The sequence below is a fragment of the Rhodococcus sp. Leaf278 genome (genome assembly GCF_001426085.1).
In the GTDB taxonomy this organism is placed as follows: Bacteria; Actinomycetota; Actinomycetes; order Mycobacteriales; family Mycobacteriaceae; genus Rhodococcoides.
The window spans coordinates 84758-96759 of record NZ_LMRR01000008.1; the positions used below are offsets into that span (position 1 = coordinate 84758).

13 protein-coding genes are annotated in these 12002 nt (G+C 64.1%); 7 read left to right on the top strand and 6 right to left on the bottom strand.

Translation table 11 applies throughout. The features are described 5' to 3' along the window. Positions 1-8 precede the first annotated feature (8 nt). Positions 9-893 carry a pirin family protein gene (locus ASG84_RS09885; protein WP_057476850.1) on the bottom strand — a complete coding sequence of 295 codons (885 nt, stop codon included), beginning with the start codon at positions 891-893 and terminating at the stop codon, positions 9-11. A gap of 15 nt (positions 894-908) precedes the next feature. Further along, positions 909-1283, bottom strand: a complete 375-nt coding sequence (locus ASG84_RS09890) for a hypothetical protein (protein ID WP_057476851.1) — start codon at positions 1281-1283, stop codon at positions 909-911. 628 nt (positions 1284-1911) lie between these two features. On the opposite strand from ASG84_RS09890, the gene ASG84_RS09895 reads away from it, so the two are divergent. Next, the gene (locus ASG84_RS09895; RefSeq protein WP_162248325.1) at positions 1912-2943 is read left to right on the top strand and encodes a GGDEF domain-containing protein; all 1032 of its coding nucleotides are present in this window, start codon (positions 1912-1914) and stop codon (positions 2941-2943) included. Here ASG84_RS09895 and zapE read toward each other — a convergent pair. Next, positions 2867-3814: a cell division protein ZapE gene (gene zapE, locus ASG84_RS09900; RefSeq protein WP_082520900.1), complete on the bottom strand. Its 948-nt coding sequence runs from the start codon at positions 3812-3814 to the stop codon at positions 2867-2869. The two genes, ASG84_RS09895 and zapE, sit on opposite strands and share 77 nt — an antisense overlap. Before the next feature lie 60 nt (positions 3815-3874). Between zapE and ASG84_RS09905 the strand changes: the two genes are divergently transcribed. Together ASG84_RS09905 and ASG84_RS09910 are read left to right on the top strand one after the other, a co-directional pair. Then, positions 3875-4435, top strand: coding sequence for a TetR/AcrR family transcriptional regulator (locus ASG84_RS09905; RefSeq protein WP_057476853.1), 561 nt, complete (start codon positions 3875-3877; stop codon positions 4433-4435). Positions 4436-4446: 11 nt separating this feature from the next. Further along, complete coding sequence (locus ASG84_RS09910) at positions 4447-5511, top strand: glycerophosphodiester phosphodiesterase family protein (RefSeq protein WP_082520901.1); 1065 nt, start codon at positions 4447-4449, stop codon at positions 5509-5511. Positions 5512-5527: 16 nt separating this feature from the next. Here the strand turns inward: ASG84_RS09910 and ASG84_RS09915 are convergent, their stop codons facing one another. Beyond that, positions 5528-6415, bottom strand: a complete 888-nt coding sequence (locus ASG84_RS09915) for an oxidoreductase (RefSeq protein WP_057476854.1) — start codon at positions 6413-6415, stop codon at positions 5528-5530. 35 nt (positions 6416-6450) lie between these two features. On the opposite strand from ASG84_RS09915, the gene ASG84_RS09920 reads away from it, so the two are divergent. Then, positions 6451-6660 carry a hypothetical protein gene (locus tag ASG84_RS09920; protein ID WP_057476855.1) on the top strand — a complete coding sequence of 70 codons (210 nt, stop codon included), beginning with the start codon at positions 6451-6453 and terminating at the stop codon, positions 6658-6660. Here ASG84_RS09920 and ASG84_RS09925 read toward each other — a convergent pair. Both ASG84_RS09925 and ASG84_RS09930 read right to left on the bottom strand, forming a co-directional pair. Next, positions 6649-7470, bottom strand: a complete 822-nt coding sequence (locus ASG84_RS09925) for a pentapeptide repeat-containing protein (protein ID WP_057476856.1) — start codon at positions 7468-7470, stop codon at positions 6649-6651. The genes ASG84_RS09920 and ASG84_RS09925 overlap by 12 nt on opposite strands. 43 nt (positions 7471-7513) lie before the next feature. Further along, complete coding sequence (locus ASG84_RS09930) at positions 7514-7897, bottom strand: MmcQ/YjbR family DNA-binding protein (protein WP_057476920.1); 384 nt, start codon at positions 7895-7897, stop codon at positions 7514-7516. Positions 7898-7980: 83 nt separating this feature from the next. Here ASG84_RS09930 and ASG84_RS09935 point away from each other — a divergent pair, with 83 nt between their 5' ends. From ASG84_RS09935 to lon, 3 genes are all read left to right on the top strand, one after another. Beyond that, the gene (locus ASG84_RS09935) at positions 7981-8742 is read left to right on the top strand and encodes a putative protein N(5)-glutamine methyltransferase (protein WP_057476857.1); all 762 of its coding nucleotides are present in this window, start codon (positions 7981-7983) and stop codon (positions 8740-8742) included. A gap of 48 nt (positions 8743-8790) precedes the next feature. Beyond that, positions 8791-9492: a type 1 glutamine amidotransferase domain-containing protein gene (locus ASG84_RS09940; RefSeq protein WP_057476858.1), complete on the top strand. Its 702-nt coding sequence runs from the start codon at positions 8791-8793 to the stop codon at positions 9490-9492. A gap of 106 nt (positions 9493-9598) precedes the next feature. Continuing rightward, a complete protein-coding gene (gene lon, locus ASG84_RS09945) occupies positions 9599-11914 on the top strand; it encodes an endopeptidase La (protein ID WP_057476859.1) in 2316 nt (771 codons plus the stop codon). The last annotated feature ends 88 nt before the right edge of the window (positions 11915-12002 follow it).

Consider the following 12002-nt stretch of genomic DNA (forward strand, 5'->3'; position numbering starts at 1 on the left):
CTCGGCAGTCAGCCGCGAGGTTTCATGCGGGCGTTCGGAAGTTCGGGCGCATGGAGCCGCGGGCCGGGGTAGCCCTCGACGGTGCCGAATTGGCCGTTCTCGGCCTCGTAGGCCGCGCGATACTCGACGACGTCGTCGTGACTGCGGCCGACGAAGTTCCACCACATCACGATCTGCTCGCCGAACGGCGGACCGCCCAGTAGCAGGAACCGAACCGGATCCTGCGTCGAATTGTGCAGGTGCAGTTCGTGTTCACCGGGTTCGACATAACCCAGTTCGGCAGGACTCAGCTCGGTGTCGGCCAGGGTCATCGATCCTCGGTCGACGATGATCCCGTGCTCGAACGTCGGGTCGACCTCGAGAGTCACCCGCGCACCGGCGTCGAGCACCATCTCTGCCCCGAGCAACGGGGTGAACGTCGACACCGGGGAGGTCTCGCCCAGCACGGTGCCGAGGAACACCCGGGCGGTGAGGCCGGGTGCAGTGACCGGCTCGGGCACATAGTGCTCGAATGTCGGCGCAACGAAACGGGACACGGCCGGAAGAGCGACCCACAACTGCATGCCGTGCAGGATGTCGGTCTGCGGTGTGGATACCTCGGAGTGACTGATGCCGCGACCGGCCGTCATCAGGTTCAGTTCGCCTGGCCGGACCATAGCGTGCGAACCGACACTGTCGCGGTGCTCGATCTCGCCCGAGAACAGCCAGCTGACCGTCTGCAATCCGGTGTGCGGGTGCGGTGCGACGTCCATACGCGAGCGTTCCGGGCCGTAGTGATCGGCGAAACACCATGCACCGATAAGGGATCGGTCCTTGTGGGGCAGGGTGCGACGAACTTTCATGGCGCGGGGACCGCCGAGTGGAACTTCGCGAGGGGTGAGGACCTGGATCATGTGTGCTCCCGATGTCTACTGGACGAGCGATGCGGTTCCGCTGAGCAACCGCACGTCGTAGGACTCGGCCACACCGTGCTGCTCGGAGGACCCGCCGTGCACGGTGTACAGCACTGCGTAGGAGGTGAAGGTGACGGATTGGCTGTCATCGGCGTCGATGGTGACGCGAGGCAACACGACCAGCAGGTGTGTCCGGTTGCCGTCCGAGAGGGTCTGCACGAGAGTGCGCACCTCGAACCCCAGATCGGAACGGGTGACGTCGGTCGATTCGAGCGTCTCACCACTGAGTACGAGTTGCGCCGCCCAGACTCCGGCGGATCTGTGGGCGTCGACGGTCCCGGCCATGTCGTCGCCACTGAAGTCGTAGTGGTTCGCTGCTGTGAAAGGCATGGTCACAGGCTATGCCCAGGCGGGCCGAAAAACTTCGAAAGAATTTCCCATCCGGACCCATCCACCCTGTGGAGGGCAGCGAATGCAAGGTGAGACACCCGCTGCTGCTGTCGCCCCCGACCGCCGTCAGTAGTGGGTGTCTCCCTTATTTTGCGAGGTGAGTGCCCACGGACCTCGGCGCGGATCCTCGCCCGCATTCGGCCAATGGGGACATGTCGATCCGAGCAATGTTCGTACCGCCGCCCGTCGAGGCGCTTCGCCCGATCTGTCGGCGTAACTCACCACGTAACCGGCGATTTCTATGCCCAAACGACCAGTTTCGTCGCTGAACGAAACGCGGATCGGTAGGCTGCGTCAGCGGGGCCAATTCGTTTCACCAGGGGGAGCCCTCATGCGCAAAGACTTCCGACTGCCCGCCTCGCGGCACAATCCATCGCCGGTTGATCGAACCGATGGTTCTGTTCGGGTTCATGGCAAGACACGCAGTCGGCATCGCGCACGATCGATCTCGGCGTCGCGGCCGAGATCGATCTCTGGCCTAGTCACTCCTGCGCTCGGCCCCGAACCCAGCGCTGCACAAGTAGTTCGCCACTGGTTCGTCACTCCGCACGACTTCGACTGGGTTTTCGTGCACAAGTCGACCCGTCCCCTACACCGTTTGCTCCGAGTCGTGTTCGCCGGCTGTGTCGCGCTGTATGCCGCCGTGTCGATTCTCATGTTGGGCTCGCCGAACGGTCCGACCGGTACGGGTCCCGTCGCCTACGTGATTTTCGTCCTGGTTCTGCAGGTCGCCGTGATCGTGTGGTTGCTGGTCGGCCCATTGCCCGACCGCAAGTGGCAGGTGGTCGCGTTCCTGGTATTCGGCGATGTGGGCCTTGCGTCGGTGATCCTCCTCGATGTGCCCACGTCGGCGTTGATCGGCACGTTCCTCTTTGCGATGACCGGGTCGATGTGCACCTTCTTCCTCGGCCCGAAACTGCTTGTCGCGCATCTCGTATTCGCCAATTTGGTGATCCTCTACATCGGCGCGGCCGCGTACGTGCAGGGTCTATGGGGTCCGTGGGATGCGATCGCCGCCGTGCTGGTCGCGTCGGGTGCCACGTCCGGTGTCCCGATCTTCGCGCAGATCGCGTGGTCGTTGGTGTCCGAGGATGCACGACAATCCGAGGTCGATCCGCTGACCCGAGCGAAGAACAGACGCGGTCTGCAGAACGCGATCGAAGATCTGTGGGCCGTCGCTCATGGCAAGCAGTTGGCGTTCGCTCTCGTTCTCGTGGACATCGATCGGTTCAAGGCCGTCAACGACCGTTACGGACACGACCAGGGCGACGCCGTCATCGTGTTGGTCGCCGAGAGACTCTGCAGCCACGTCGGAACGTCGGGGGTGGTAGCTCGAACAGGCGGCGAGGAGTTCGTAGCCGTCCTCGTCGGGGAGACGGAACAGTTGTGCGCGCTGGCGCTCGAGGTCAGCGAGACCCTGACTCATCGCTCGGACCCGATACCGGTGACGGTGAGTGCGGGTGCAGTCGTCCTCCCTCCCGGTTCCGCCGCCTGGAAATCAGGGTTGAAAGTGGTCAATGCCGCTACGCGTGCGGCTGATTCGCACATGTACCGCGCGAAGTCGTCGGGCGGAAACCGAACGATGCTGGAGACGATGTAGCCGGAGTTGCCAATTCGCTGAGCCTGCTGACCAATCGGTCGGTGTCGAGACCGGTGCACCCGACGGCGAATTCACGCAGCGGGACGAGGGCGTGGAAGTCGGTACGTACATCCCGGTCGTACAGGACGTCCACGAGATTGGCGAAGCGCTGAGCGGCGAATTCGTCCACGCTTACAAGAGCCGGAACGTCTGTGATCGTCAAAGTCGTTGCTGCCTCGGTCATCTGGAGATAGTCACCCGTCGAACGAGCAGCGCAGCACAGCTCCGCAAACGTATGCCCGTGCCGCGCAGGGTGCAGACTCCACGTACCCGACGCGAATCGTGACCCGCTGGTGCCGGCGGAACGGTAGTCGACAGGTCCGTCGACGCAGACCACGTCGAGTTCGTCTTTCAGCTTGTTGATCGTCGGAAGGAACGTCGGGTGGAACAGCGGATTCGGCAGCAACTCGTCGGGCGCGTAGTTCGAAGTGAGAATTAGGAAGACACCGCGAGCGAAGAGGGCGTCGAGCATGCGTGTGATGAGGCGGGCATCGCCGATGTCGTGGACGTGGAATTCGTCGAAGCACAGCAGTGACGCACGAGAGGACTCTGTCGTCAGGATGTCGTCGATAGCGGCGTCGATCGAGAATCCGTGCCGGAAATACGCGGCGTGCAGGTCGCGGAAGAAACTGTGGAAGTGGACGCGCTTCTTCGTCGTGACGTCGACGTTGCGGAAGTAGGTGTCGAGCAGCCAGGTCTTACCGCGGCCGACAGGTCCCCACAGATATATGCCCTTCGTGCCAGGCGTGGACAGCGCATCGGCTGCCGCGGCTTGGGCGACGTCCAGGATGAATTCGGTGTCGAAGGTGCAGCGCGGTGGAGTCGGCCTCATGAACCGAACCGTACGCCGATGGGCTCTACATTTGTAGAGTGGGTGTGTAGGCTCACGATCATGGATCGCCGAACCGCCATCGCCGACGCCGCCCTCGGCGTCGTTGCGCGCGATGGTCTGCGTGCGCTGACCCACCGCGCGATCGACTCGACACTCGACTATCCGGCCGGGTCGACGTCGTACTACTTCCGAACCAAGTCCGATCTGCTCGCTGCGGTTGCTGCACGACTGGTCGAGCTGTCACACGCATCGTTCGTGGAGATTGCCGACAACGAGACCGATGTCGCGACGGTGGTGGGGCAGTACCTTCACGGTGCGCTCACTCATCGGATGACCGAGCTGCGGGCTCGCTACGCGCTGATGCTCGATCCTGCTGTCGCGCAGAATGTTCGGGACGTCCTGGCCCGCTCGGTTTTTTCGCTCGAACTGGCCCGGGAACTGTTCGACGAACCCGCTCACGGAGACGGGCTGGTCTCGCTGTGCGAGGGCTTGATCGCCGATGTGATGTTCGGCCGTCGGACATCGAAGGACGTTGCGGCGCTGCGGCATCCGATCGCCGTCTACCTCGCGGGTGCCGGGCGTTCACTGCGCGGGAACTCGCTGGACACCGATCTCCCGTAGCCTGGCCGACCATGCGATTCGTGAGATACATAGCTGTGGCATGCGTTTCCGCTCTGGCTCTGACCGGGTGCGGAACCGAATCGACCACAGACCCGGCATTGCCGGAAAGTGGCGCGGCACCACTCGGCTCGTTCGACCTGCAGGCGCATCGCGGCGGCCTGGGCCTGGTCACCGAGAGCACGATCGAATCGTTCTCCAATGCACTGCAACTCGGAGTCAGCACCCTCGAACTGGACACTCAGATCACCGAGGACGGCGTCGCGATCGTCACGCACGACCGCAAGGTTTCCGACAAGAAGTGCATCGACACCGGTGCATCCACGCCGGGAGACCCGGACTTTCCGTACGTCGGAAAGTTCGTCGACACACTGACTCTCGCGCAGATCCGCACACTCGATTGCGGTGCGTTGCCGCTCGCGGACTACCCGGAGCAACGACGCGTGCCCGGTGCTCGCATGCCGACGCTCACCGAGGTGCTGGATCTGGTGAAGTCGGTCGACGCGCCGGACGTGAAGCTGAACGTCGAAACCAAGGTCGAGGCAGGCAGCCCGACCGAAACCGCTCCACGCGAACAGTTCGTCGACACCGTGCTGGGGACGATCGAGGAAGCAGGCATGCTGGACCGGATCACTGTGCAGAGCTTCGACTGGGGCGCACTGAAACTGGTTCGAGACGACGAGCCCGAGGTGCCGGTGGTCGCGCTGACCAATGGCGACTTCTTGCAGGTCGGCCAGGACGGTGTTTCACCCTGGCTCGGCGGACTGGACATCGACGATTTCGGTGGAGACGCGATCGCCGCGATCGATTCGTTCGGAGCGTCCGCCTACTCGCCGGTGCAGGGAAAACCGCAAAGCGGCAAGGTCGGCGACCCCGACTTCGATCTCTTTGTCACGCAGGCAATGGTCGACGCCGCCCACGAGCGCGGAATCCGAGTAATCCCCTGGACCGTCGACGACCCCGACACGATGCGTGCCTTGATGGACCTGGGCGTCGACGGGCTGATCACCGACTACCCCGACCGCGTGCGCACCGTCATGAGCGAGCGCGGACTTCCGCTGCCAGAACCCGCGCGGTGAGTGCGCGGCGGGAGACTTACAGCGGGTAGCCGACCCCGGTCAACTTCTCGCTGACGTCCCACAGCTTTGCCGCGAGAGCGGGATCCTGTGCCATGCGAGTCATCGACGCCGGGCCTGGCTTGCCCCGTGATTCGAACAGCGATGTGGGGCCGCTGTAGGTGCCGCCGCCCGCGACGTCGACGGCATAGATCGTCGGAAGTGATCCGGCACGGGCAGATTGCGAGATGAACTTCAATCCGATGGGTGCCAGTGCCCCCAGGATCTTGTTGCTGCCCAAGCCGTCCGGGCTCGTGTACAGCTCGGTCGAGGAGATACCGGGGTGCGCAGCATTGCTGGTCACTTTCGATCCGGCTTTGTCGATCCGGCGCTGTAGTTCCAGCGCGAACAGGATGTTCGCGAGCTTGGAGTTCGCGTACCCACGCTGAGCGTTGTAGCCCCCCTCGAGCTGGAGATTGTCGAAGTCCAGTTTAGGGCGCTGACGGTGCGCGACGGAGGCGATGGTGGTGATCTTCGCGTCGTCGGCGAGCTTGGGAAACAGCAGGCCGGTCAGGGCGAAGTGACCGAGGTGATTGGTGCCGAGCTGCAGCTCGAATCCGTCCTCGGTCTCGGTCCGAGAGGCCGGCATCATGACTCCTGCGTTGTTGATCAGTACGTCGATCGACTCGGGAGCCGAATCGGCATAGGTCCGCACCGAGGCCAGGTCGGCGAGATTCAGAGTTGCCGTGTCGACGGTTCCGTTCGGTGCCTCCGCTCGGATCTTCGCCGCTGCGGACTCGGCTTTCTCCTGGTTACGGCACGCGAGCGTCACATGGTCGCCACGTTTCGCGAACTCCAAGGCGGTGAAGTAGCCGATACCGGTGTTCGCTCCGGTGATGACAACGCGTCTCTGCTTGGTTTCAGGCACGGCGTCAGGCTACCGGTCTGCTCTAGGATCCGCCTGTGAGCACAGCAGAATCCGACGAACATCCGGACTTTCCGAAGGGGACCGGAAATCCTGCGTCCCGGGCGTTCCGTGCGGCCGGTTATCGGTGTCTCGACGACCTCGCAGGTGTGTCGGCGGCAGAGTTGAGAACACTGCACGGGGTAGGCCCGAAGGCGCTCGCGGTCGTCCAGGCAGCACTCGAGCAGACCGGTAGATCACTCGGCTGAGGGTCCGTCCCAGTGACTCGGACGGGTCAGGGATCGGGGCAGTCGAGTTGCTCGATCACCCCGTGCCGCATCGATCTGGAACTGGGTGGCATAGATGCTGCCGCGCAGGTCTGCGCCACTGAGGTCGGCACCCCGAAGGTCCGCGCCGATCACATCGGCGAGCCGCAGGTCGGCTCTGCGTAGGTCGGCTCCGATGAGATACGTGCCGCGTAAGCTCGCGCCGCGCAGATCGGCATCGGCCAGCTTTGCGCCGATCAGGTCGCTTCCACGGTAGTTCGGCTTCTTGCCCGATACCTCGGCGCGCACCAGATCGCTTGCGTCCAGCAGTACTTCGTTGATTCGTGAGCGCATGGCGGAGACGTCGACCGACATCAGGATGTCGGGAGTCGCCGACGTGAGCGCATCCAGTTCGTCGTACTCGCTGGTGAGCCGGGTATGCAGGCTGCCGGTCGACTGTCGGCTACGCGCATCCGCCAGATACCAGAGCAGTTCGTGCAGATCACGCATCACCGGGAAAACCGCGAACATCTCCGACGCGTTCGACGGCTGCTGCCGCCAGTCCCGTCCCTCGAACGTCGACTGCGACACTTTCTGGCCCGCACCGAAGCAGTCGTAGACCGTGCACCCGGGAAAACCCTTCTCCCGGAGCGACGAGTGAATGCCGCAACGCGAATCCTCGAGGAGGTTGCGGCACGGCTCCCCGGCGGCCTTGTCCATTGCGAAATCCGACGACTTCGAGAAGGGTAATGCGACGCAACAGAGCCCGAAACAACTGCCGCAATCGGCCAGCAAGTTCTCGGGCGCATGCATACGTCCACTCTGTCCCTCGACGCAAGGCCGGGTCAAACGAGATTCACTCGGGTGGATCGAGAAGCGCGATCAGTTTCTTCGGTGCCCTGGTGCAGTAGCTCTCGGTGATCAGCTCGCCGAGTTCGACGCGGTCCACGGAGGCGTCGAGTTTCATGCCGATGATCTCCGGACCCCAACCTGGAGCGAAGAAGCCGTGTCGATTCGACAATGCGTCGAGTTCTGTTCCGCGGGAACGGAAAACGAGGACGGTGGCCGGGCCGTCGGTACCTGCGGCCTTCGCGAACGCCGGCGGACCACCGTCGCGAATCTCGAGCAGGTGGGCGAACGTCCGACCGCGTATCCGCCAGCGGGTACCGACCCAGGCTTGCTCTTCGTACGTCTCGGGCAGCGTCAGGCATATTCGACGGACTGTGGAATCCCAGTTCATCGACCTCTCCTCTCCTGCCACATACCGCGCTACAGTATTTCAACGGGGAGCTGGGCGCACAGCAATCCAGGAGGTCGTCCGCGGTGGAACCAGGGTTCGACGAGGTGGTGTCCGCGTTGCGCGCTGCCGGGTGTGTGTTCGCCGAGGAGGAAGCCGAGGTCCTCGTCGAGTCCGCCTCGAACCCGGGAGAGCTCGTAGAAATGCTGAGGCGTCGCATCGCCGGTGAACCGCTGGAGCACGTCGTCGGGTGGGTGTGGTTCTGTGGTCGACGCATCGCCGTCGAACCGGGCGTGTTCGTTCCCCGTCGCCGCACCGAGTTCCTCGTCGAATGTGCTGCAGCACTGCACCCTTCGGTGCTTCTCGACCTGTGTTGTGGGTCCGGCGCGATCGGGCTGTCGGTCCCTGGCGTCATCGAGTTGCATGCGGCCGATGTCGACGCTGCGGCGGTGGAGTGCGCCGAACGCAACCTCGATGCCGTCGGAGGCACCGTGTACCGCGGCGACCTGTTCGACGCGCTGCCGCAGGAACTGCACCACAGATTCGACGCGATAGTCGTCAACGCCCCGTATGTCCCGACGGGCGAAATCGCGCTGATGCCGAGGGAGGCGCGACTCCACGAGCCGCACATCGCGCTCGACGGCGGTGTGGACGGTGCTCATCTCCATCGCCGGGTTGCAGCGCAGGCCCATCTGTGGCTGGCTCCGCATGGCAGTTTGCTCATCGAAACCAGTGCGCTACTGGCAAATTCGACAATGCAGGCATTTTCGGAGGCAGGATTCGTGGCCAGTACCAGCCAATCCGAGACGTTCGATGCCGTCGTGGTGATCGGTTCGATCAGCGAATAGTGATCCAACTCGTGTTTCGATAGCGGGTCTTGGTGGCATTCCCGGCCCATGACTACATTGCTGTTCGCTGTAACCGCTGCCGACCACTGGACCCTGAACGACGGAAGCAAGCATCCCACCGGGTACTGGGCCGAAGAGCTCGTCGAATCTCACCGCACCTTCGTGGACGCAGGATGGGACATAACCGTGGCCACGCCGGGCGGCAAGGCACCGGTCGTCGACGAGGGCAGCCTGGCAGTCGACGCCAACGGCGGTGACGAGCAGAAGGTCGCGGATCAGAAGAGCTACCTCGCGTCGATCGAGTCGATCCTGTCCTCGCCCGCCGTGCTGGAGGATCAGAAGGCCTCGGACTTCGACGTCGTGTTCGTCCCCGGCGGCCACGGCCCGATGGAGGATCTCGCCGTATCGACAAGCTTCGGCGCGCTCGTGGTCGACTTCCTCGACGCGAACAAGGTGGTCTCCGCGGTGTGCCACGCGCCCGCCGCCCTGCTGCCCGCCGTGCGCTCCGATGGATCCTGGGCCTTCGACGGGTACGAGCTCACCGGTTTCACCGACGAGGAAGAGACCCAGGCCGGGCTTGCCGACAAGGCCCCGTGGCTCCTCGAGACCCGGCTGCGCGAGAACGGTGCCAAGTTCGAGAACGCCGATGCGTGGTCGCCGCACGTGGTCGTCGACCGGAACCTCTACACCGGACAGAACCCGGCCTCGACGCGGCCGCTCGCGGAAAAGCTGGTCAGCTCGCTCAAGTAGTCCTCCCGGCGGCCGGTGTTCTGCCCACGGAGAACACTGGCCAGCGGCGGGAACATCACTACTGCTTTCGAAGTTGAGTCCGGATAGCTCAATCTTTGGAGGAGAAGTGACCGAAACCGTTCGAGTCCCCGTACTGTTCCTGACCGATCCCATAGTCCTGCCCGGAATGGTGGTGCCCGTCGAACTCGACGAGGCCGCACGCGCCGCCGTCGACGCAGCGAAGGCAAGCAACGACGGCACGCTGCTGGTTGCTCCCCGTCTCGAAGACCGCTATGCCGCGTACGGCGTCCTCGCCACCATCGTGCAGATGGGCCGACTGGCCGACGGTCGTCCGGCCGCCGTCATCAAGGCCACGCGTCGCGCACACATTGGCCATGGGGTCAGCGGCCCCGGCGCTGCCCTGTGGGTGGAGGCCGAGACCGTCGCAGACATAGCCGTGAGTGATGAACTCAAAGCCCTTGCGGCGGAATACAAGCAGCTGGTCGTCGCGATGCTGCAACGCCGGGACGCCTGGCAGGTGATCGACTCGGTCAACAAGCTCACCGATCCGAGCGCGATCGCCGATACCGCGGGTTATGCGTCGTACCTCACCGACGTTCAGAAGCGCGACCTTCTCGAAACCCCCGACGTTGCAACTCGATTGACGTCGCTCATCGACTGGACCAAGGCCCATCTCGCCGAGGTCGAGGTGAACGACAAGATCTCCGGTGATGTCCGCGAAGGCATGGAGAAGACTCAGAAGGAGTTCTTGCTCCGCCAGCAATTGGCTGCCATTCGCAAGGAACTCGGCGAGGACGAGCCCGACGGTGCCGACGACTACCGAGGCCGCGTCGAGGCTGCCGACCTGCCCGAGAAGGTGCGCGAACAGGCCCTGCGCGAGGTCGGCAAGTTGGAGCGTGCCAGTGATCAAAGTCCGGAATCTGGCTGGATTCGAACCTGGCTCGACACCGTGCTCGACCTACCGTGGAGCAACACCACGACCGACAACACCGATATCGATTCTGCCCGTGCAGTTCTCGACGCGGATCACCACGGACTCGACGATGTGAAGGATCGGATCGTGGAGTACCTGGCCGTCCGTGCGCGCCGCTCCGAACGAGGTCTGCAGTCGGTCGGCGGACGCGGATCCGGTGCAGTGATGGTGCTCGCGGGCCCACCCGGGGTGGGTAAGACCTCGTTGGGCGAGTCCGTTGCACGCGCGCTCGGCCGCACCTTCGTGCGCGTCGCTCTCGGTGGCGTTCGAGACGAGGCCGAGATCCGTGGGCACCGCCGCACCTATGTGGGCGCACTGCCGGGCCGAATCGTGCGGGCCATCGGCGAGGCAGGGTCGATGAATCCCGTTGTGTTACTGGACGAGATCGACAAGGTCGGATCCGATTACCGCGGTGACCCCAGTGCCGCTCTGCTCGAGGTGCTGGACCCGGCGCAGAACCACACGTTCCGTGATCACTACCTCGACCTCGATCTCGACCTGTCCGACGTGGTGTTCCTCGCCACGGCCAACGTGATCGACCAGATTCCCGGCCCGTTGCTCGATCGTATGGAACTGGTGACCATCGACGGATACACCGAGGACGACAAGGTCGTCATCGCCCGGAACTATCTGCTTCCCCGTCAGATGGACAGGGCTGCGGTCACGTCCGAGGAGGTGACGGTGACCGACGCCGCACTGCGGAAGATCGCTGCCGACTACACCCGCGAGCCCGGCGTGCGACAACTGGAGCGTTTGTTGGCAAAGGCCCTACGCAAGGTGGCTACGAAACTCGTGGGTACCGCCGACGTGCTGCATATCGACGAGCCGGATCTGGTGACCTACCTTGGTCGTCCTCGCTTCACCCCCGAGGCACACGAGCGGACCGAAGTGCCCGGTGTGGCAACGGGTCTGGCGGTCACTGGACTCGGCGGTGATGTGCTGTTCATCGAGGCGGCCTCGACGGACGGCGATCCCGGGTTGAAGCTCACCGGTCAGCTGGGCGACGTGATGAAGGAATCTGCGCAGATCGCGTTGTCGTACGTGCGCTCGCACGCAGCACAATTCGGTGTCACACCCGAATCGCTCGATCGCAGCATCCACGTGCACGTTCCGGCGGGCGCGGTGCCGAAGGACGGTCCGTCGGCGGGCGTGACCATGGTGACGGCGCTGGTGTCGATGGCCACCGGACGGCCGGTGCGATCGGACGTCGGCATGACCGGTGAGGTCACGTTGAACGGCCGGGTGCTGCCGATCGGCGGGGTGAAGCAGAAGTTGCTCGCTGCGCAACGAGCGGGGCTGAAGACGGTGTTCATCCCGGCGCGCAACGAACCCGATCTGGACGATGTGCCCGCAGAAGTGCTGGAAGCGTTGGACGTCCGTCCGATGACCGATGTCGCCGACATCCTGGCGCTCGCGCTGGAGCCCGCGTCAGCAGCCGCGGCGGCGTGAGACTGCACTACCCGTGGCCGGCCCCGAGTGCGACTCGGGGCCGGCTGCACGCCCAGTCCTGGTAAGGGCACCCGGGCTTGACCTCGAG

Bases quoted from the DNA above. Each gene is read 5' to 3' on its own strand.
- ASG84_RS09905 (WP_057476853.1), top strand. From the start codon at position 3,875: ATGGATCGCCGAACCGCCATCGCCGACGCCGCCCTCGGCGTCGTTGCG.
- zapE (WP_082520900.1), bottom strand. From the start codon at position 3,814: ATGAGGCCGACTCCACCGCGCTGCACCTTCGACACCGAATTCATCCTG.
- ASG84_RS09910 (WP_082520901.1), top strand. From the start codon at position 4,447: ATGCGATTCGTGAGATACATAGCTGTGGCATGCGTTTCCGCTCTGGCT.
- ASG84_RS09925 (WP_057476856.1), bottom strand. From the start codon at position 7,470: ATGCATGCGCCCGAGAACTTGCTGGCCGATTGCGGCAGTTGTTTCGGG.
- ASG84_RS09885 (WP_057476850.1), bottom strand. From the start codon at position 893: ATGATCCAGGTCCTCACCCCTCGCGAAGTTCCACTCGGCGGTCCCCGC.
- ASG84_RS09890 (WP_057476851.1), bottom strand. From the start codon at position 1,283: ATGCCTTTCACAGCAGCGAACCACTACGACTTCAGTGGCGACGACATG.
- ASG84_RS09930 (WP_057476920.1), bottom strand. From the start codon at position 7,897: ATGAACTGGGATTCCACAGTCCGTCGAATATGCCTGACGCTGCCCGAG.
- ASG84_RS09940 (WP_057476858.1), top strand. From the start codon at position 8,791: ATGACTACATTGCTGTTCGCTGTAACCGCTGCCGACCACTGGACCCTG.